Genomic DNA, 19,759 nt, shown 5'->3' on the forward strand with positions numbered 1-19,759 from the left:
TTTAAACGGTCACGAACGTAACCATATGGGGCGGGCCTGAACCATCAGGCCCCCCTAGTACCCAAGGAAACCCCCATGGCCCGCAGCCATCCGCTCGAGCGCTACCGTAACTTCGGCATCATGGCGCACATCGACGCCGGCAAGACGACGACGACCGAGCGCATCCTTTACTACACCGGCAAGTCCTACAAGATCGGCGAAGTCCACGACGGCGCGGCGACCATGGACTGGATGGAGCAGGAGCAGGAACGCGGCATCACGATCACGTCGGCCGCGACGACCTGCTTCTGGAACGATCACCGCCTGAACATCATCGACACCCCCGGCCACGTCGACTTCACGATTGAAGTCGAACGCTCGCTGCGCGTGCTCGACGGTGCCGTGGCCGCGTTTGACGGCGTTGCCGGCGTCGAGCCGCAGTCGGAAACCGTGTGGCGCCAGGCCGACAAGTACGGCGTGCCGCGGATGTGCTTCATCAACAAGCTCGACCGCACCGGCGCGAACTTCAAGTATTGCGTGCAGACGATCATCGACCGTCTCGGCGCGAAGCCTGCGGTGCTGTACCTGCCGATCGGCGCCGAAGCCGATTTCAAGGGCCTCGTCGACCTCGTCGAGCAGCGCGCGATCATCTGGAAGGACGAATCGCTCGGCGCCGAGTTCTTCTATGAGGAAATCCCGGCCGACCTCGCCGACGAAGCCGAGCTCTACCGCTCGCAGCTCGTCGAACTCGCCGTCGAACAGGACGACGAGGCGATGGAAGCCTACCTCGAAGGCAACGAGCCCGACGTCGCGACGCTGAAGGCGCTGATCCGCAAGGGCACGCTGAACCAGTCGTTCGTGCCCGTGCTGTGCGGTTCGGCGTTCAAGAACAAGGGCGTCCAGGCGCTGCTCGACGCGGTGGTGGACTACCTGCCTTCGCCGCTCGACATTGCCGACGTGCAGGGCGTGAACCCCGACACCGACGAACCGGACACCCGCGCGACCTCGGACGAGGCTCCGTTCTCGGCGCTCGCGTTCAAGATCATGAACGATCCCTTCGTCGGCTCGCTGACCTTCACCCGCATTTATTCGGGCACGCTGACCAAGGGCAGCTACCTGAACTCGGTGAAGAACAAGAAGGAAAAGGTTGGCCGAATGCTGCTGATGCATTCGAACAACCGCGAAGACATCGACACCGCCTATGCGGGCGACATCGTGGCGCTGGCCGGGCTCAAGGAAACGACCACCGGCGATACGCTGTGCTCGGAAAAGCAGCCGATCATCCTCGAACGCATGGAGTTCCCGGAACCCGTGATCGAGCTGTCGGTGGAGCCCAAGACCAAGGCTGACCAGGAGAAGATGGGCATCGCGCTCAACCGTCTCTCGGCCGAGGATCCTTCGTTCCGCGTTTCGACCGATCACGAATCGGGCCAGACCATCATCAAGGGCATGGGCGAACTTCACCTCGAAATCCTCGTCGACCGCATGCGTCGCGAGTTCAAGGTCGAAGCCAACGTCGGCGCTCCGCAGGTGGCCTATCGCGAATATCTCGCAAAGCCGATCGACCTCGACCACACCCACAAGAAGCAGTCGGGCGGCACCGGCCAGTTCGGCCGCGTGAAGGTCAAGGTCACGCCGGGCGAGCGCGGTTCGGGCTTCGTCTTCAAGGACGAGATCAAGGGCGGTAACATTCCGAAGGAATACATCCCCGCGATCGAGAAGGGCTTCCGCGAAACCGCCGAAACCGGCTCGCTGATCGGCTTCCCGATCATCGACTTCGAAGTCCTGCTCTACGACGGCGCCTACCACGACGTCGACTCGTCGGCGCTGGCTTTCGAAATCTGTGCCCGCGGCGCCATGCGCGAAGCGGCCCAGAAGTCGGGCATCAAGGTCCTCGAACCGATCATGAAGGTCGAGGTCGTGACGCCGGAAGAGTTCATGGGCGACGTCATCGGCGACATCAACAGCCGCCGTGGCCAGATCCAGGGCACCGACAGCCGGGGCAACGCCCAGGTGGTCGAGGCCATGGTGCCGCTTGCGAACATGTTCGGCTACGTGAACCAGCTGCGGTCCTTCACCCAGGGCCGTGCGCAGTACACGATGCAGTTCTCGCACTACGACGAGGTCCCGGCCAACGTCGCGACCGAACTGAAGTCCAAGCTCGCCTGATCGGCCCGTCTGACGGTCCGAACAACGGGTTTTCCTGAATGCTTGCCTGATCCGATGGAACAGGCTAGGGGCGGCGCCTGATTTTCTGGCGAGTCCGGCTGGTGCCGCCTCCGACAGCGATTCATCAATTAGCGAACAGAAGGTTTGAACAATGGCTAAGGCTAAGTTTGAGCGGAACAAGCCGCACTGCAACATCGGCACCATCGGTCACGTCGACCACGGCAAGACCACGCTGACCGCCGCGATCACCAAGGTGCTCGCCGAAACCGGCGGCGCGACGTTCACGGACTACGCGAACATCGACAAGGCGCCGGAAGAGCGCGAGCGCGGCATCACCATCTCGACCGCTCACGTCGAGTACGAGACCGCCAACCGTCACTACGCGCACGTCGACTGCCCGGGTCACGCCGACTACGTGAAGAACATGATCACCGGTGCCGCCCAGATGGACGGCGCGATCCTGGTCGTGAACGCCGCTGACGGCCCGATGCCGCAGACCCGCGAGCACATCCTGCTCGCCCGCCAGGTTGGCGTGCCGGCGCTGGTCGTGTACATGAACAAGGTCGACCAGGTCGATGACGAGGAAATCCTCGAGCTGGTCGAGCTGGAAGTGCGCGAACTGCTGTCGTCGTACGACTTCCCGGGCGACGATATTCCGATCGTCAAGGGTTCGGCTCTGGCCGCTCTCGAAGGGCGTGACGATGCTATCGGTCGTGATTCGATCAACGCGCTCATGGCTGCCGTCGACGAATACATCCCGCAGCCGCCGCGTCCGACCGACAAGCCGTTCCTGATGCCCGTCGAAGACGTGTTCTCGATCTCGGGTCGTGGCACCGTGGTGACCGGCCGTATCGAAACCGGCATCATCAAGGTTGGTGAAGAAGTCGAGATCGTCGGCCTCAAGGACACCGCCAAGACCACCGTGACCGGCGTGGAAATGTTCCGCAAGCTGCTCGACCAGGGTGAAGCCGGCGACAACGTCGGCGCGCTGATCCGCGGCATCAAGCGTGAAGAAGTCGAGCGTGGCCAGGTTCTCGCCAAGCCGGGCACCGTGACCCCGCACACCGAGTTCTCGGCCGAGGTCTACGTGCTGTCGAAGGACGAAGGTGGCCGTCACACGCCGTTCTTCGCCAACTACCGCCCGCAGTTCTACTTCCGCACCACCGACGTGACCGGCGAAGTGATCCTTCCCGAAGGCACCGAGATGGTCATGCCTGGTGACAACCTGACCCTGTCGGTCAAGCTGATCGCTCCGATCGCGATGGACGAAGGCCTGCGCTTCGCCATCCGTGAAGGTGGCCGCACCGTCGGTTCGGGGGTTGTCAGCAAGATCACGAAGTAATATAGGCCGCGCAACGGCGGGGGATTCGCTCCCCCGCCGTCCGGTTTTTCGGTTCAGTCGGCCCGCTTTCCCCGTGGCTTCATCAGCTGGGGCAGGGTGAGAGGGTGGGGCGGCTGGATCTTTTTGTTTTCGCTCTTTCGCATCGGTAACGGACATGGAAGCCCAGAACATCCGCATTCGCCTCAAGGCCTTCGATCATCGCGTTCTTGACCAGGCCACTGGTGAAATTGCGGACACCGCCCGTCGCACCGGCGCCCTTATTCGCGGCCCCATTCCCCTGCCGACGCGCATCGAGAAGTTCTGCGTCAACCGCGGCCCGCACATCGACAAGAAGTCGCGTGAGCAGTTCGAGGTTCGCACCTACAAGCGCCTGCTCGACATCGTGCAGCCCAATGCGGCCACTGTCGATGCGCTGATGAAGCTGGACCTTGCGGCCGGCGTCAACGTCGAGATCAAGCTGGCGTAATTCGCCTCGATCTGACGGCACGAGTTTCGGATCTTCGGATCCAAAAATCCTTTCCTGCCCAAATCATCATGGTGACGGCAGGCTTGGCGGAAATCTCCGCCGCGACAAAGGGATACCTCCGGTCTGGCCTTAGGGCCGCGAAAGGCCGGGAAAGCGTCCCCCGATCGCTTCCGCTTCTAGCGGGAGCATTCAGCCCGGTCGGGGCGCGTTTCACATACGGGCTGAACACGCCTGTCGGGATGGGCCCGGCAGGCCTCTGTAACGGAGTATGGATCATGCGCACCGGCGTGATCGCGAAGAAGGTGGGCATGACCCGTCTTTTCCAGGAAGATGGTCGGCACGTGCCGGTCACCGTCCTGTCGCTTGAAAATTGCCAGGTGGTTTCGGTTCGCACCCAGGAGCGTGACGGTTACGTCGCTCTCCAGCTGGGTGCTGGCGAAGCCAAGCAGAAGAACGTTGCGAAGCCGCAGCGTGAGCATTTCGCCAAGGCGGAAGTCGCTCTCAAGATGGAAGTCGCCGAGTTCCGCGTCGCCGATGACGCGCTGCTTGAAGTCGGCTCGACCATCGCTGCCTCGCACTTCGTGTCGGGCCAGTATGTCGACATCACCGGCCACACGCAGGGCAAGGGCTTCCAGGGCGCGATGAAGCGCTGGGGCTTCGGCGGTATGCGTGCCACGCACGGCGTGTCGATCTCGCACCGTGCCCACGGTTCGACCGGCAACCGCCAGGATCCGGGCCGCGTCTTCAAGAACAAGAAGATGGCCGGCCACATGGGTGACCGCCAGCGCACCCAGCAGAACCTCGAAGTCGTCCGCACCGACGACGAGCGTGGCCTGATCTTCGTCAAGGGCTCGGTGCCCGGCTCGAAGAACGGCTGGCTGCTCGTGCGCGACGCCGTCAAGGTCAACCGCCATGCGGAAGCGCCCTATCCCGCCGGCCTGAAGCAGGCCGCCAACAGCAATGACTCGGCTGCTGCCGACACCCCCGCGGACGTCGCGGCTGTCGAAGCGACCGAAGGTCAGGAGGGCTAAGTCGTGAAGGTTCAGGTTCTCAACCTCGACGGCACCACCGGCAACGGCGAAGTCGAACTGTCGGATGACGTGTTCGGTCTCGAGCCGCGCGCCGACATCCTCCACCGCGTCGTCACCTGGCAGCTCGAAAACCGCCGCGGCACTGCCCGCAAGGCACGCGAGCGTTCGGACGTTGCCCGCACCGGCAAGAAGTTCGGCCGTCAGAAGGGTGGCGGCACCGCCCGTCACGGCGACCGCAAGGCGCCGATCTTCATCGGCGGCGGCAAGGCGCACGGTCCGCGCGTTCGCGAGTTCAACATCTCGCTGAACAAGAAGGTTCGCGCGCTCGGCCTCAAGATGGCTCTGTCGAGCAAGGCCAAGGCCGGTCTGATCGTCGTCGATTCGCTCGACGTCGATGGCAAGACCAAGGCGCTGGCCGCCACGCTCGCCAAGTCGGGCTTCGGCAAGAAGGTGCTCGTGATCGACGGCGAAGCCGTCAACGACAACTTCGCCAAGGCCGCTCGCAACATCATCGGTGTCAACGTTCTGCCGGCGATCGGCGCCAACGTGTACGACATCCTGAAGCACGACACGCTGGTGCTGACGCGCGCTGCGGTCGAAAAGCTGGAGGCGCGTTTCAATGGCTAAGGACGCGATCGACACGCGCCACTACGACGTGATCGTGGCTCCCCACATCACCGAGAAGGCGACGCTGCTGTCCGAGCACAATGCCGTGGTCTTCAAGGTCGCCGACAAGGCGACCAAGCCGGAGATCAAGGCTGCGGTGGAAGCTCTGTTCAACGTGAAGGTCACCGGCGTGAACACGCTGACCCAGAAGGGCAAGACCAAGCGTTGGAAGGGCAAGCCGTACAAGCGCTCCGACGTGAAGAAGGCCGTCGTGACACTGGCTGCAGGCCAGTCGATCGACGTCACCAGCGGTATCTGAGGCGGGTAGAACCATGGCACTCAAGAGCTACAATCCGACCAGCCCCGCCCGGCGCGGCCTGATCCTCGTCGACAAGTCGTCGCTGTGGAAGGGCAAGCCGGTCAAGGCGCTGACCGAAGGCAAGTCCAAGACGGGCGGCCGCAACAACAAGGGTCACGTGACCAGCCGCGGCATCGCGGGCGGCCACAAGCAGAAGTACCGCTTCATCGACTTCAAGCGTCGCAAGTGGGACATGCCGGCCACCGTGGAGCGGCTCGAATACGATCCGAACCGCACGGCGTTCATCGCCCTCGTCAAGTACGAGGACGGCGAGCAGACCTACATCCTGGCGCCGCAGCGTCTTTCGGTTGGTGACGTCGTCGTCGCCGGCGAAAAGACCGACGTGAAGCCGGGCAACGCGATGCTGCTGTCGCAGATGCCGGTCGGCACCATCATCCACAACGTGGAGATGAAGCCGGGCAAAGGCGGGCAGATCGCCCGTTCGGCAGGCACCTATGTCCAGCTCGTCGGTCGTGACCGCGGCATGGTCATCGTCCGCCTGAACTCGGGCGAACAGCGCTACCTGCGTGGCGACTGCATGGGCACTGTTGGCGCCGTGTCGAACCCCGACAATGCCAACCAGAACCTTGCCAAGGCCGGTCGCAACCGCTGGCTTGGCCGTCGTCCGCTGACCCGCGGCGTCGCCAAGAACCCGGTCGATCACCCGCACGGTGGTGGTGAAGGCCGCACCTCGGGCGGCCGTCACCCCGTGACGCCGTGGGGCAAGCCGACCAAGGGCGCCCGCACCCGTAACAACAAGCAGACGGACAAGATGATCATCCGTTCGCGTCACGCGAAGAAGAAGAGGTAACACCCCATGGCACGTTCCGTCTGGAAGGGCCCCTTCGTCGACCTGCACCTCCTGAAGAAAGCGGAAGTCGCTCAGGATGCGGGCGGCCGCGCTGGCCCGATCAAGACCTGGTCGCGTCGTTCGACCATCATCCCGCAGTTCGTTGGCCTGACGTTCAACGTCTACAACGGGCAGAAGTTCATTCCCGTGTCCGTCTCGGAAGAGATGGTCGGCCACAAGCTTGGCGAGTTCGCTCCGACGCGCAACTTCCCCGGCCACGCCGCTGACAAGAAGGGCAAGCGCTGATGAGCAAGCCTAAGGCACCCCGTCGCGTTGGCGACAAGGAAGCGCTGTCGGTCGGCACGCAGATCCGTGGTTCGGCTCAGAAGCTGAACCTGGTGGCGGCGCTGATCCGTGGCCACAAGGCCGAAGACGCGATGAACATCCTCGCCTTCTCGAAGAAGGCGATGGCGGTTGACGCGCGCAAGGTTCTCGCCTCGGCGATCGCCAACGCGGAAAACAACCACAACCTGGACGTCGATGCGCTCGTCGTGGCGGAAGCCTCGGTCGGCAAGTCGATCACGATGAAGCGCTTCCACACCCGTGGTCGCGGCAAGTCGACCCGCATCCTGAAGCCGTTCTCGCGCCTCCGGATCGTCGTCCGCGAAGTTGAGGAGGCCTGATCCATGGGTCACAAGTCCAACCCCATCGGTCTGCGCCTGCAGATCAACCGTACCTGGGACAGCCGCTGGTACGCTGAAGGCCGTTCCTATGAGCAGCTGCTCAAGGAAGACCTCCAGATCCGCAAGTTCATCGTCGAGAACCTGCCGCAGGCGGCAATCTCGAAGGTGGTCATCGAGCGTCCGGCCAAGGTGTGCCGCGTGTCGATTTATGCCGCCCGTCCGGGCGTCATCATCGGCAAGAAGGGCGCTGACATCGAGAAGCTTCGTTCGAAGCTCGCGACGATGACCTCGAGCGACGTCAAGCTGAACATCGTCGAGATCCGCAAGCCGGAAATCGATTCGAAGCTCGTCGCCCAGGGCATCGCCGACCAGCTCGTTCGTCGCGTGGCCTTCCGCCGTGCGATGAAGCGCGCGGTGCAGTCGGCACTGCGTCTTGGCGCCGAAGGCATCAAGATCACCTGCGGCGGTCGTCTTGGCGGTGCGGAAATCGCACGCGTCGAATGGTACCGTGAAGGTCGCGTTCCGCTGCACACCCTGCGCGCGAACATCGACTACGCCGAAGCCGAAGCCCACACCGCCTATGGCGTGATCGGCATCAAGACCTGGATCTTCAAGGGCGAGATCCTCGGTCACGACCCGATGGCGCAGGACCGTCTGATGATGGAAGCTCAGACTTCCGGCGTCCGTCCGGCCCGCGAAGACCGCAGGAACTAAGCCATGCTGCAACCGAAGAAGACCAAGTTCCGCAAGGCTTTCAAGGGCCGCATCCATGGTGTTGCCAAGGGTGGCACGGATCTGAACTTCGGGTCCTACGGCCTCAAGGCCATGGAACCGGAGCGCGTCACCGCCCGCCAGATCGAAGCGGCCCGCCGCGCGATCACCCGCCACATCCGCCGTCAGGGCCGCCTGTGGATCCGCGTGTTCCCGGACGTGCCAGTGTCGAAGAAGCCCGCCGAAGTCCGCCAGGGCAAGGGCAAGGGTTCGATCGAATACTGGGCTGCCCGCGTGAAGCCGGGCCGCATCCTGTTCGAACTGGACGGCGTTCCGGGTCCGCTCGCTGCTGAAGCCTTCAGCCGCGCCGCGATGAAGCTGCCGATCAAGACGAAGGTCGTCGCCCGCCTGGGTGATACTTCGCACCTTGGCGGCGAGTAAGGAGAGAACATGATGGCCAAGTTCGAAGACCTTCGCGTCAAGAGCGACGACCAGCTCTCTGCTGATCTCGCCGAGCTGAAGCGCGAACAGTTCAACCTGCGTTTCCAGGGCGCGACGAACCAACTTGAGCGCCCCGCGCGCATCAAGGAAGTCCGTCGCGACATCGCGCGCATCAAGACGCTGCAGACTGAGCGTTCTCAGTCGGCCAAGGCGTAAGGAAGCTCATATGCCCAAGCGTATCCTGGTCGGGACGATCGTTTCCGACAAGACCGACAAGACCGTGGTCGTGAAGGTCGAGCGCAAGGTGAAGCACCCGCTCTACGGGAAGATCATCCGTCGCTCGAAGAAGTACCACGCCCACGACGAGGCGAATGCCTTCAAGACCGGCGAGACCGTCCGCATCGAGGAAACGGCGCCGATCTCCAAGCTGAAGACGTGGAAGGTCATCGACCGCGTCCAGGCAGGCAAGACCGCCGCCGTCGAAGCGGACGTCTGAGTCGAAGCGGGCCTTCGCGGCGGGGGTGGACATATTGTCCGCTCTCGTCGATAGGGCCCGTCCGAATTGCGATTTTGGAACTGCCGGACTGGTTCCGGCAAGCCAGTGAGAAGGAACCGGATCAATGATCCAGATGCAATCCAATCTCGACGTCGCGGACAACAGCGGCGCAAAGCGCGTCCAGTGCATCAAGGTGCTGGGCGGGTCTAAGCGTCGTTTTGCCGGCGTCGGCGACATCATCGTGGTGTCGGTGAAGGAAGCGCAGCCGCGGGCTCGCGTCAAGAAGGGCGACGTTCATCGCGCCGTGATCGTGCGTACCCGCAAGGACGTGCGTCGCGCCGATGGCAGCGTCATCCGTTTCGACAGCAATGCTGCCGTGCTCGTTGGCAAGAACGAAGAGCCGATCGGCACGCGTATCTTCGGCCCCGTGGTCCGCGAACTTCGCGGCAAGGGCTTCATGAAGATCATCTCGCTCGCTCCGGAGGTGCTGTAATGGCCGCCGCGAAGATCAAGAAGGGTGACAGTGTCGTCGTCCGTTCGGGCAAGGACAAGGGCCGCACTGGCACGGTGCTCCAGGTTCTGCCCAAGGAAGACAAGGTCGTTGTCGCCGGCGTGAACATTGCCACGCGCCACCGCAAGCCGAGCCAGACGAACCCCCAGGGCGGCATCGACCGTTCGGAGGCTCCTCTGCACATCTCGAAGGTTTCGGTTGCTGACAAGGATGGCAAGGCCACCCGCGTCCGCTTCGAGGAACGCGACGGCAAGAAGGTCCGTGTGGCCGTCAAGTCCGGGGAGGCCATCGATGGCTGACAAGTACACGCCGCGTCTGAAGACGAAGTTCGACGCCGAGATCGCCGCGGCGATGCAGGCGAAGTTCGGCTACAAGAACGTCATGGAAATCCCGAAGATCGAGAAGATCACGCTCAACATGGGCGTCGGTGAGGCCAGCCAGGACAAGAAGAAGGTCACCACGGCCGCTGCGGAGATGGAACTCATCGCCGGTCAGAAGCCCGTGATCACCAAGGCGAAGAAGTCGATCGCGCAGTTCAAGCTGCGTGAAGGCATGCCGATCGGTTGCAAGGTCACCCTGCGCCGCGAACGCATGTACGAATTCCTCGACCGTCTCATCACCATCGCCATGCCCCGCATCCGCGACTTCCGTGGGTTGAACCCGAAGTCGTTCGATGGTCGCGGCAACTACGCGATGGGTCTGAAGGAGCAGATCATCTTCCCAGAGATCAGCTACGACCAGATCGAGAAGGTGCGTGGCATGGACATCATCGTGACCACCACCGCGAAGACCGACGAGGAAGCGCGCGAACTGCTCCGTCTGTTCGGTTTCCCGTTCCCGCTGGATGCTGCTGACCAGCAGCAGGCCGCGTAAGTCAGTTCCAAGGAAGAGCTTAAGTCCATGGCGAAACTGAGTTCGATCAACAAGAACGAGAAGCGCAAGCAGCTTGTTCAGAAGTACGCTGCGAAGTTCGCGGCGCTCAAGGCCCAGGCCGACGATGAATCGCTCGATGAAACCGAGCGCCTGATCGCCCGTCTCAAGCTGGCCGAGCTGCCGCGCAACGCCAACCCGACCCGGGTGCGCAACCGCTGCAACACCACCGGCCGTCCGCGCGGCTACTACCGCAAGTTCGGCTTGTGCCGCATCGAGCTGCGCGATCTCGCCAACAAGGGGCTCATCCCCGGCGTGACCAAGTCGAGCTGGTAAGGATCATCCAATGGCATTGACCGACCCCCTGGGTGATATGCTCACCCGCATCCGCAACGGCCAGCGCGCGAAGAAGGACTCTGTCATCTCGCCCGCGTCGAAGCTGCGTGCGCACGTGCTCGAAGTCCTTCAGCGCGAAGGTTACATCCGCGGCTTCTCGGAGGACACCACCGGTGACCACCCGCAGCTGCGCATCGAGCTGAAGTACTTTGAAGGCCAGCCCGCGATCAAGCATGTGGCCCGCGTCTCCAAGCCCGGCCGCCGCGTCTATTCGGGTTCCAAGGAACTCCCGGTGATCCGCAACGGCCTCGGCATCACCATCGTCTCGACGCCGCGCGGCGTGCTTTCGGATGCCGAAGCGCGCGCTGCCAACGTCGGTGGCGAAGTGCTCGCGGAGGTGTTCTGATGAGCCGCATCGGCAAGAAGCCGGTGGCGATCCCGAGCGGGGTCACCGCCGATATCGCGAACGGCGTGCTGACCGTGAAGGGCCCCAAGGGCACCCTGACGCTCACGCTGCGTGACGAGATCAGCTACACCGTCGACGGTGACACGATCCTCGTGAAGCCGGCCAACGACACCAAGCAGGCTCGCGCCTTCTGGGGCATGCAGCGCACGCTCGTGTCGAACCTCGTCACCGGTGTGACCGAAGGGTACACGAAGGTGCTCGAGATCACCGGCGTCGGCTACCGTGCGACGGCGCAGGGCACCAACCTGAAGCTGCAGCTCGGCTACAGCCACGACGTGGACTACGCCGTGCCGGCAGGCATCGAGATCAAGACTCCGGACAACACCACCGTCCAGATCTCGGGTATCGACAAGCAGAAGGTCGGCCAGGTTGCGGCCGAGATCCGTCGCTGGCGCAAGCCCGAACCCTACAAGGGCAAGGGTATCAAGTACCGCGGCGAGTTCATCTTCCGCAAGGAAGGGAAGAAGAAGTAATGGCCAAGCTGTCTCTCTTCGATCGCCGTCGTCGCCGCGTCCGTACCGCGCTCAAGGCGCGTTCGGGCGGTCGTCCCCGCCTGTCGGTTCACCGTTCGGGCCGTCACATCTACGCGCAGATCATCGACGATGCTGCCGGCAAGACCATTGCCGCTTCGTCGTCGCTGGTGAAGGGCGAGAAGTCGATCGGCGCCAATGTCGACGCGGCCGTCCAGGTCGGCAAGGACATCGCCGAAAAGGCGAAGGCTGCCGGCATCACCACCGTCGTGTTCGATCGCGGCGGCTTCCTGTTCCATGGCCGCGTCAAGGCGCTGGCTGACGCTGCCCGCGAAGGCGGGCTGGAGTTCTGACGATGGCTGACGAAACCAACCTGGAAGGCGCCGCCGCTCCGGTCGAAGCGACCGGCGGCGAGCCGCAGCGTGAAGGTCGTGGCGGCCGTGGCGATCGCGGACGGGGCCGTGGCGGCAACGATCGCGGTGGCGATCGTGGTGGCCGTGGTGGCCGTCGCGACGACCGTCGTGGCCGTGGCAATGAGGACGAAGGTGGTGAGGAGCTGATCGAAAAGCTCGTCCACATCAACCGCGTTTCCAAGACCGTGAAGGGCGGCAAGCGCTTCGGCTTCGCCGCGCTCGTCGTGGTCGGCGACGGCAAGGGCCGCGTGGGCTTCGGCCACGGCAAGGCTCGCGAAGTGCCGGAAGCCATCACCAAGGCGACCGCTTCGGCCAAGAAGAAGATGGTTCGCATTCCGCTCAAGGAAGGCCGCACCCTGCACCACGACGGCAAGGGCCGTTTCGGTGCCGGCAAGGTCAACCTGCGGACGGCTCCGGCTGGTACCGGCATCATCGCCGGTGGCCCGATGCGCGCTGTCTTCGAAAGCCTGGGCGTTGCGGACGTGGTGACCAAGTCGGTCGGCACCAGCAACCCCTATAACATGATCCGCGCCACCTTCGACGCGCTGACCGACCAGACTTCGCCGAAGTCGGTTGCCCAGCGTCGTGGCAAGAAGGTTGCCGACCTCCTGGGTCGCGGCGGCGCTACTGCGGTTGAGGCGGAAGCCGAAGCCGCGGCCATCGTGGAGTAAGCGATCATGGCGACTATCAAGATCAAGCAGATCGGTTCGCCGATCCGTCGCCCGGAAAGCCAGAAGAAGATTCTGATCGGCCTGGGCCTTGGCAAGATGAACCGCGTGGTCGAGGTGGAAGACACCGCCGAAGTCCGCGGCGCGATCGCCAAGCTGCCGCACATGGTGGCCGTGGTCGACTGACCAGCGGTTTCCTTCGCGGAACAGAAACGGAAAGCCCCGGCAGCGATGCCGGGGCTTTTTGCGTTGCAGCGACGTCCATGTTGCGCTGCGATTGACGCGCGGGGCGCGGGTGCTAGGTTCGCGGTGCCTGGGCAGTGCGGTTGCTGATCCGCGCCGACCACCGGCTACCGGGAAAGCACGCGACATGAACAAGCTCTACAACGTGCAGGTGCTGCGGGGCCTGGCCGCGCTGATGGTGGCGCTGAGCCACCTCGGCTACGCGATGCCGGTGCTTAAGGACTGGCGACTGTCGGTGCTCGAACACGGCGCGTCGGGTGTCGACATCTTCTTCGTCATTTCCGGCTTCATCATGGTCTATACGACCGAAGGGCGCGCGACCGGCCCCGTCCGGTTCATGCGCAGCCGCGTGGTGCGCATCGTGCCGCTGTACTGGCTGCTGACGTTTGCGGTGTTCGTTGCCGCGCTCGTGCTGCCGCGCTTATTCGCCCAGGTCTCTGCCGACCTGCCGCACCTTGCCGCCTCGTTGTTCTTCCTGCCGCAGGAAAAGTCGCCGATCGTCTATGTCGGGTGGACGCTCAATTTCGAAATGCTGTTCTACGTGCTTTTCGCGATCGGACTGTCGATCGGCACCGCCTGGCGCGTACTGTTTCCGCTGCTGTTCATCACCGTCGCCGCCGTGCTGGGCACGGTGCTGGGTAGCGGACCGCAGAGCGGAATCTGGTGGTCGTTCCTGACCGACCCGATGAGCCTCGAATTTTGCGGTGGCATGATCATCGGGTGCTTCTGGCAACGTTTCCGCCGCGATGCCCGCCTTGCCTGGCTTGCGCTGGGGCTCGGCTTCGTGGCCTTGCTCGCCGGGCCGTTTCCGCTCAACCGGCCGGATCACTGGTTGCGCGTCGTCGCGTGGGGGCTGCCGTCCTTCTTTATCGTTGCCGCCGCGATCGCACTCGAGGCGCACGGCCATGCCTGGCGGAATGCCTTCCTGCACGAACTCGGCAACGCGAGCTATTCGCTCTACCTGACGCACGTGTTCATCGTCCGGGCGTTCGAGAAGTTTCCGGTGACGCGCCTGCTCGGCGAAAGTCCGGCTGCTGCCATCGTCGGTTCGATTGTGGCGTGCGCGGTTGTTGTGTGCGTCGGCATCGGGGTGCATCGCCTTGTCGAAAAGCCGTTGAGCGCGCTGTTCGACAGGCTGCTGCCAAAACCGGGCGCCGCGCCGCGCGCAGCGGTGGCTGCCTGAGCGCGGGGAAGGGGTGACAAGCCCCGTGCTTTCGCTTAAGGGCCGCGCTTCCTTTCAGCGCGACTCAAAGCGAAAGCGAGTGCTCTATTATGACCAAGCTTAACGAACTCCGTGACAATGATGGCGCCCGCAAGGGCCGGATGCGCGTCGGACGCGGCATCGGCTCGGGCAAGGGCAAGACTGCCGGCCGCGGCCAGAAGGGTGCCAAGGCGCGTTCGGGCGTCAGCGTCAACGGCTTCGAAGGCGGCCAGATGCCGCTGCACATGCGCATCCCGAAGCGCGGCTTCAACAACATCTTCGCCAAGGACTACGCCGAAGTGAACCTCGGCATGATCCAGAAGGCGATCGATTCGGGCAAGCTGGCCACCGATGGCGTGGTCGATCACGCCGCGCTCAAGGCCGCTGGCCTGGCGCGTGGTGGCAAGGACGGCGTGCGCCTGCTCGCCAAGGGCGAACTGACCACCAAGGTCAGCTTCAGCGTGACCGGCGCCTCGAAGGGTGCCGTTGCTGCCGTCGAAGCGCTGGGTGGCACCGTTACCCTGCCCGAAGCGCAGCCCAGCGAACACGAAAAGAAGACCGCGCGCCGCGAAGCCAACAAGGCCAAGTGAGCTGCTGATCTTGCAGGCGGTGGCCCGCGCGGCCGCCGTCTGCACACTTTTGGCGCGTCAAAAATCGGACGCGGCCCGCAGGATCGGCGAGTCAGGGGTTCGACAATCGCGAACTCTCCCTATATGCGCTAGCCGAGGCGTTGCGGGGGCTCCCCGCAGCCGGTCCATCAGCAAGGCATAGAACCAGACCAATGGCATCACGCGCCGATAACATCGCCAGCAACCTGAATCTGGCGAACTTCTCGAAGGCCACCGAGCTCAAGAACCGCATCTGGTTCACGATCGGCGCGCTGATCGTGTTCCGGTTTTTGAGCTTCGTGCCGCTGCCGGGCGTCAACCCGCTGATCATGGAAACGCTCTACGACCAGACGCGGGGCGGCATCCTCGATATCTTCAATGCGTTCTCGGGCGGTTCGCTCCAGCGCATGAGCCTCATCGCGCTGGGCGTGATGCCCTACATCACGGCATCGATCGTGGTGCAGCTTGCCGCCTCGCTCCATCCGGCGCTCGCGTCGATGAAGAAGGAAGGCGAAAGCGGGCGCAAGAAGCTCAACCAGTACACCCGCTATGGCGCGGTGCTGCTGACCGCGATCCAGGGCTGGGTGCTCGCTTCGGGCCTCGAAGCCTATGGCGCATCGAGCGGTCTTCAGGCGGTGGTCAACCCCGGCCTGCTGTTCAAGGTCGGCGCGGTGATCTCGCTGATCGGCGGCACCATGTTCCTGCTGTGGCTGGGTGAGCAGATCACCAGCCGTGGCATCGGCAACGGCGTTTCGCTGATCATCATGGCCGGCATCGTCGCCCAGATGCCCAAGTTCTTCGGCAACCTGTTCGAACAGGGCCGCACCGGCGCGCTCAATCCCTTCGCCATCGCTGGCGTGCTCGTGCTGATCGTGGGCGTGGTGATCTTCATCTGCTTCTTCGAGCGCGCCACGCGCCGCCTGCTGATCCAGTATCCCAAGCGCGCGACGCAGCGCGGGATGATGGCCGCAGACCGCAGCCACCTGCCGCTCAAGCTCAACACCGCAGGCGTGATCCCGCCGATTTTCGCCAGCTCGCTGCTGCTGCTGCCGCTGACGATCACGCAATTCGCCGGCAACGCCGTCTCGCCCGAGACGACCACCGGCCAGATCATCGTTTCGCTCAACCAGTACCTTGGCCACGGCAAGCCCCTGTACATGGTGCTCTATGCGCTGGGCATCATCTTCTTCAGCTTCTTCTACACCGCTGTCGTGTTCAATCCGGAAGAGACGGCGGACAACCTGAAGAAGAACGGCGGCTTCATCCCCGGCATCCGTCCGGGCAAGAACACCGCCAACTACCTCGACTATGTGCTGACGCGCATCACCGTGCTGGGCGCGGCCTATATCACCGTGGTCTGCGTGGTCCCCGAATGGATCATGGCGGAAACCGGGATGGGCACGCTGTTCTTCGGCGGCACCAGCCTGCTCATCGTCGTCAACGTCACCGTCGACACCATCACGCAGATTCAGTCGCACCTGCTGGCCCACCAGTATGGCGACCTGATCAAGAAGGCCAAACTGAAGGGACGCCTGCGCTAAGCGCAGCGCCATAAGGGGGACGCAAGGCAAGTGAACATCATCCTGTTGGGACCGCCGGGAGCGGGCAAGGGCACCCAGGCGCAGCGGCTTGTCGAGCGCCACGGCATGAAGCAGCTTTCGACCGGCGACATGCTGCGCGCCGCGGTCAAGGCGGGCACGCCCGTCGGGCTGCAGGCCAAGGCGGTGATGGATGCGGGTCAGCTCGTTTCCGACGAGATCGTCTCGGCGCTGATCGGCGATGAACTCGATGCCATGCCCGCCGACCAGGGTGCGATCTTCGATGGCTACCCCCGGACTGCGCCCCAGGCGGAAGCGCTCGACGCGATCCTCGCCAGCCGGGGCCGCAAGCTCGACCACGTGATCGAGCTGGACGTGAACGAGGACGCGCTCGTCACACGCATCACCGGGCGCTATACCTGTGCCACTTGCGGCAAGGGCTATCACGACACGTTCGAGAAGCCCGCCGTCGAAGGCACCTGCGACAAGTGCGGCGGGCACGAGTTCAAGCGCCGCCCCGACGACAACGAGGAAACGGTGCGCACCCGCATGGCCGAGTATCGCGCCAAGACCGCCCCGATCCTGCCGATCTATGACGCGCGCGGCATCGTCGCGCGTGTCGACGGCATGGCCGCGCTTGATGACGTGACGGCTGCCATCGAGGCGATTATCGGCTAGTCTGCCGGCCCGGCGCAGGGATGTGCCGGGCTGACAGGGGATTTGCGATGCGTTTCGTTTTCGTGGCTGCGGCCGCATTCGCCGGGCTGGTGGTACAGCCTGCCTGGGCCGACGTCATCGCCAAGGCGGACAACGGCTTTGTCGTTCGCGCCGCAGCCCGCGTCACCGCCACTCCCGCCGAGGCATGGAAGATGCTGGTGGTCCCCGCCAGCTGGTGGAGCGCGCAGCACACCTTTTCGGGTGATGCCGCCAATCTTTCGCTCGATCCTGTCCCCGGCGGCTGCTTCTGCGAGAAGTTGCCGCTGCCCAAGGCCGCCGCGAAGGGCGAGCGGGCAGGCGGCGTGCAGCACTTGCGCGTGGTCTATGCCAATCCCGGCAAGGCTTTGCGCCTGACCGGCGCGCTCGGGCCGTTGCAGAGCGAGGCGCTGCAGGGCACGCTCACCATCACGATCAAGCCGATGGATGGCGGAAGCCGCGTGCTGTTCGAATATGTCGTCGGCGGCTTCATGCGCTATCCGGTGGACGAAATCGCGCCGGCCGTCGACGCGATGCTGTCCGCGCAGCTGGTGTCGCTGGCAACGAAGCTTGGGCCGGTGGCGAGCGCGCCCGCGGCGGATACGCCGCGCGCTGGGCCACCACCTGAAACCGGCGCTGCCGAAACTGCCGAACCTGCCGTCGCCGCGCCAGCACCGCGTGCGGAGGTGCCGCCGACGCGCTGGAGCCTGCCGCCCGGCCCGGGGACCAGCGCCGTGTCACCGGCCACCACCGAAAGGCCGGTGGAGGTCAAACCAGCGCCTTCGCCCAGGCCAGTTGCGACCGTCAGGCCTGTGGCCAGACCGGGACAAAAGCCTGCGCCAAAGCCTGCCCCCGTGGCTAAGCCCGCGCCATCGCCTGCCGCCACCGCCGCGCAAAAGGAGCGCGACGATGCCAACGCCGCCTTCGACGCGCTTTTGGGCGCCGAACCGTCGGGTTCGGGGCAGCCTGTCCCCGGCGCTCCGGGCGCGGAGCTTGCTCCCACTTTGAACCAATAGGGCTCGCCGCCGCTATCGCTGCGCGCAAAAGGGTATAGTCTTGCGCCATCAAAACGGCGCGACTCGGGGGCAGGGGGCCTCCATTTCCCTGAGCGCAGACGCCTGATGACACGGGCCGCATCACCACGCAGCAAGGTGCGCCGCAAGAACGGCGTGCCGCAGGGGAGAATGCCATGGCCGTGAGCGATCACGTCGATCTTCCGACCTTCATGGAAGGGGTGAAGAAGCGCAATCCGCACCAGACCGAGTTCGTCCAGGCGGTGCAGGAGGTTGCCGAGGACATCTTCGAGTTCATCGAGGACAAGGAAGAATACCACGCGCAGCAGATCCTGCGCCGCATCGCCGAGCCCGACCGTGTCGTATCGTTCCGCGTCTGCTGGGAAGACGATGCGGGCAACATCCGCGTCCAGCGCGGCTATCGCGTACAGAACAACAACGCCATCGGCCCCTACAAGGGCGGCATCCGCTTTCACCCCAGCGTCAACGAAAGCGTGCTCAAGTTCCTCGCCTTCGAGCAGACCTTCAAGAACGCGCTCACCGGGTTGCCCATGGGCGGGGGCAAGGGCGGCTCGAACTTCAACCCCAAGGGCAAGAGCGTGCGCGAGATCATGCGCTTCTGCCAGAGCTTCATGACCGAGCTGTACCGGCACATCGGCGCCGACGTCGACGTGCCGGCGGGCGACATCGGCGTGGGCGGGCGCGAGATCGGCTTCATGTTCGGCCAGTACAAGCGCATCACCAACGAGTTCACCGGCGTGCTGACGGGCAAGGGGCTGGAATGGGGCGGTTCCCTGATCCGCACCGAGGCCACGGGCTATGGCGCGGTCTATTTCCTCGCCAACATGCTGGCGACCAAGGGCGAGGACCTTAACGGCAAGACGGCGGTGATTTCCGGTTCGGGCAATGTCGCCACCCATGCTGCCGAAAAGATCGTGCAACTGGGCGGCAAGGTGCTGACGCTGTCGGATTCTGGCGGCTTCATCCACGATCCGGATGGCATCACGCAGGACAAGATCGACTGGGTGAAGACCCACAAGACCCACCGTCGCGGCCGCATCGAGGAATACGTCGAAGCCTTCCCCGGCGCGACTTTCCACGCAGGCAAGACACCGTGGGGCGTGCCCTGCGACATTGCACTGCCCTGCGCCACGCAGAACGAACTGCTGGGCGAAGACGCGCGCACGCTCGTCGCCAACGGGTGCAAGGCGGTGTCGGAGGGCGCCAACATGCCGACCGATCTCGATGGCGTCCACGTGTTCAAGGCGGCCAAGCTGCTCTACGCGCCGGGCAAGGCCAGCAACGCGGGCGGCGTCGCCGTGTCGGGCCTTGAAATGAGCCAGAACTCCGAACGCCGCGCGTGGAAGGAGGCCGAACTCCAGCAGATGCTCAAGGACATCATGCTGGGCATCCACCAGTCGTGCCTGACCTATGGCGACCAGGGCGGCGGCTACGTCGACTACGTCAAGGGCGCCAACATCGCGGGCTTCAAGAAGGTGGCCGATGCAATGCTGGCCTTCGGCGTGGTGTAAGGGCTGCGCCGGGGAGGCGGTCTCGGTTGGCCGGCTCCCCGGCGGGCGCCTTGCATCTGCCGGAACCATTTTGGATGATTTCGGGAAATATTTATATCGTATAGGTATAAATACTTAGATGGTCC

General features: G+C 64.1%; 28 protein-coding genes. All 28 read left to right on the forward strand.

Annotated features, from left to right (window positions below; translation table 11 throughout):
* The first annotated feature begins 75 nt into the window (after positions 1-75).
* The 28 genes from fusA (at position 76) to gdhA (ending at position 19,634) form a co-directional block, all read left to right on the forward strand.
* Complete coding sequence (fusA, locus tag K3A84_RS07065; protein ID WP_225008621.1) at positions 76-2,148, forward strand: elongation factor G; 2,073 nt, start codon at positions 76-78, stop codon at positions 2,146-2,148.
* A gap of 151 nt (positions 2,149-2,299) precedes the next feature.
* Entirely contained in the window at positions 2,300-3,490 is a 1,191-nt protein-coding gene (gene tuf / locus K3A84_RS07070; RefSeq protein ID WP_225008622.1) for an elongation factor Tu, read from the forward strand.
* Between the two features lie 154 nt (positions 3,491-3,644).
* Positions 3,645-3,956 carry a 30S ribosomal protein S10 gene (rpsJ, locus tag K3A84_RS07075; protein ID WP_011444906.1) on the forward strand — a complete coding sequence of 104 codons (312 nt, stop codon included), beginning with the start codon at positions 3,645-3,647 and terminating at the stop codon, positions 3,954-3,956.
* Between the two features lie 275 nt (positions 3,957-4,231).
* A complete protein-coding gene (rplC, locus tag K3A84_RS07080) occupies positions 4,232-4,987 on the forward strand; it encodes a 50S ribosomal protein L3 (RefSeq protein WP_225008623.1) in 756 nt (251 codons plus the stop codon).
* Positions 4,988-4,990: 3 nt separating this feature from the next.
* Positions 4,991-5,614: a 50S ribosomal protein L4 gene (gene rplD, locus K3A84_RS07085; RefSeq protein WP_225008624.1), complete on the forward strand. Its 624-nt coding sequence runs from the start codon at positions 4,991-4,993 to the stop codon at positions 5,612-5,614.
* The gene (locus tag K3A84_RS07090) at positions 5,607-5,912 is read left to right on the forward strand and encodes a 50S ribosomal protein L23 (RefSeq protein ID WP_225008625.1); all 306 of its coding nucleotides are present in this window, start codon (positions 5,607-5,609) and stop codon (positions 5,910-5,912) included. Before rplD ends, K3A84_RS07090 begins: the two co-directional genes overlap by 8 nt.
* 13 nt (positions 5,913-5,925) lie before the next feature.
* Complete coding sequence (gene rplB / locus K3A84_RS07095) at positions 5,926-6,762, forward strand: 50S ribosomal protein L2 (protein ID WP_225008626.1); 837 nt, start codon at positions 5,926-5,928, stop codon at positions 6,760-6,762.
* Between the two features lie 6 nt (positions 6,763-6,768).
* A complete protein-coding gene (rpsS, locus tag K3A84_RS07100) occupies positions 6,769-7,047 on the forward strand; it encodes a 30S ribosomal protein S19 (RefSeq protein ID WP_169492438.1) in 279 nt (92 codons plus the stop codon).
* Positions 7,047-7,424, forward strand: a complete 378-nt coding sequence (rplV, locus tag K3A84_RS07105) for a 50S ribosomal protein L22 (protein WP_039334363.1) — start codon at positions 7,047-7,049, stop codon at positions 7,422-7,424. The genes rpsS and rplV overlap by 1 nt, the downstream gene beginning before the upstream one ends.
* Positions 7,425-7,427: 3 nt before the next feature.
* Complete coding sequence (gene rpsC / locus K3A84_RS07110) at positions 7,428-8,138, forward strand: 30S ribosomal protein S3 (protein ID WP_225008627.1); 711 nt, start codon at positions 7,428-7,430, stop codon at positions 8,136-8,138.
* Between the two features lie 3 nt (positions 8,139-8,141).
* Positions 8,142-8,576 carry a 50S ribosomal protein L16 gene (gene rplP, locus K3A84_RS07115; RefSeq protein WP_225008628.1) on the forward strand — a complete coding sequence of 145 codons (435 nt, stop codon included), beginning with the start codon at positions 8,142-8,144 and terminating at the stop codon, positions 8,574-8,576.
* A 9-nt stretch (positions 8,577-8,585) separates the two neighbouring features.
* A complete protein-coding gene (gene rpmC / locus K3A84_RS07120) occupies positions 8,586-8,792 on the forward strand; it encodes a 50S ribosomal protein L29 (RefSeq protein WP_225008629.1) in 207 nt (68 codons plus the stop codon).
* Positions 8,793-8,802: 10 nt separating this feature from the next.
* On the forward strand, positions 8,803-9,072 hold the full coding sequence (gene rpsQ, locus K3A84_RS07125; RefSeq protein WP_225008630.1) for a 30S ribosomal protein S17: 270 nt from the start codon (positions 8,803-8,805) through the stop codon (positions 9,070-9,072).
* Between the two features lie 124 nt (positions 9,073-9,196).
* Complete coding sequence (gene rplN, locus K3A84_RS07130) at positions 9,197-9,565, forward strand: 50S ribosomal protein L14 (RefSeq protein ID WP_225008631.1); 369 nt, start codon at positions 9,197-9,199, stop codon at positions 9,563-9,565.
* Complete coding sequence (gene rplX / locus K3A84_RS07135; RefSeq protein ID WP_225008632.1) at positions 9,565-9,882, forward strand: 50S ribosomal protein L24; 318 nt, start codon at positions 9,565-9,567, stop codon at positions 9,880-9,882. Before rplN ends, rplX begins: the two co-directional genes overlap by 1 nt.
* Positions 9,875-10,456, forward strand: a complete 582-nt coding sequence (gene rplE, locus K3A84_RS07140) for a 50S ribosomal protein L5 (RefSeq protein ID WP_225008633.1) — start codon at positions 9,875-9,877, stop codon at positions 10,454-10,456. Before rplX ends, rplE begins: the two co-directional genes overlap by 8 nt.
* 27 nt (positions 10,457-10,483) lie before the next feature.
* Positions 10,484-10,789 carry a 30S ribosomal protein S14 gene (gene rpsN / locus K3A84_RS07145; RefSeq protein WP_225008634.1) on the forward strand — a complete coding sequence of 102 codons (306 nt, stop codon included), beginning with the start codon at positions 10,484-10,486 and terminating at the stop codon, positions 10,787-10,789.
* Between the two features lie 10 nt (positions 10,790-10,799).
* Positions 10,800-11,195: a 30S ribosomal protein S8 gene (gene rpsH, locus K3A84_RS07150; protein ID WP_225008635.1), complete on the forward strand. Its 396-nt coding sequence runs from the start codon at positions 10,800-10,802 to the stop codon at positions 11,193-11,195.
* Entirely contained in the window at positions 11,195-11,728 is a 534-nt protein-coding gene (rplF, locus tag K3A84_RS07155; protein WP_225008636.1) for a 50S ribosomal protein L6, read from the forward strand. Before rpsH ends, rplF begins: the two co-directional genes overlap by 1 nt.
* Positions 11,728-12,078 (forward strand): 50S ribosomal protein L18, encoded by a 351-nt coding sequence (rplR, locus tag K3A84_RS07160; RefSeq protein WP_225008637.1) that lies wholly within the window; start codon positions 11,728-11,730, stop codon positions 12,076-12,078. Before rplF ends, rplR begins: the two co-directional genes overlap by 1 nt.
* A gap of 2 nt (positions 12,079-12,080) precedes the next feature.
* Entirely contained in the window at positions 12,081-12,809 is a 729-nt protein-coding gene (gene rpsE / locus K3A84_RS07165) for a 30S ribosomal protein S5 (RefSeq protein ID WP_225008638.1), read from the forward strand.
* Between the two features lie 6 nt (positions 12,810-12,815).
* Positions 12,816-12,992, forward strand: a complete 177-nt coding sequence (rpmD, locus tag K3A84_RS07170) for a 50S ribosomal protein L30 (RefSeq protein WP_225008639.1) — start codon at positions 12,816-12,818, stop codon at positions 12,990-12,992.
* A gap of 184 nt (positions 12,993-13,176) precedes the next feature.
* Positions 13,177-14,232: an acyltransferase family protein gene (locus tag K3A84_RS07175; protein ID WP_225008640.1), complete on the forward strand. Its 1,056-nt coding sequence runs from the start codon at positions 13,177-13,179 to the stop codon at positions 14,230-14,232.
* An 89-nt stretch (positions 14,233-14,321) separates the two neighbouring features.
* Positions 14,322-14,840, forward strand: coding sequence for a 50S ribosomal protein L15 (rplO, locus tag K3A84_RS07180; RefSeq protein WP_225008641.1), 519 nt, complete (start codon positions 14,322-14,324; stop codon positions 14,838-14,840).
* Between the two features lie 191 nt (positions 14,841-15,031).
* Positions 15,032-16,399, forward strand: coding sequence for a preprotein translocase subunit SecY (gene secY / locus K3A84_RS07185; RefSeq protein WP_225008642.1), 1,368 nt, complete (start codon positions 15,032-15,034; stop codon positions 16,397-16,399).
* 30 nt (positions 16,400-16,429) lie between these two features.
* Positions 16,430-17,074 carry an adenylate kinase gene (locus tag K3A84_RS07190; protein WP_225008643.1) on the forward strand — a complete coding sequence of 215 codons (645 nt, stop codon included), beginning with the start codon at positions 16,430-16,432 and terminating at the stop codon, positions 17,072-17,074.
* Positions 17,075-17,121: 47 nt separating this feature from the next.
* Positions 17,122-18,105, forward strand: a complete 984-nt coding sequence (locus K3A84_RS07195) for an SRPBCC domain-containing protein (protein WP_225008644.1) — start codon at positions 17,122-17,124, stop codon at positions 18,103-18,105.
* A 173-nt stretch (positions 18,106-18,278) separates the two neighbouring features.
* Positions 18,279-19,634 carry an NADP-specific glutamate dehydrogenase gene (gene gdhA, locus K3A84_RS07200; RefSeq protein ID WP_225008645.1) on the forward strand — a complete coding sequence of 452 codons (1,356 nt, stop codon included), beginning with the start codon at positions 18,279-18,281 and terminating at the stop codon, positions 19,632-19,634.
* Positions 19,635-19,759: the final 125 nt, after the last annotated feature.

The organism is Novosphingobium percolationis, assembly GCF_020179425.1.
Classification (GTDB): Bacteria; Pseudomonadota; Alphaproteobacteria; order Sphingomonadales; family Sphingomonadaceae; genus Novosphingobium; species Novosphingobium percolationis.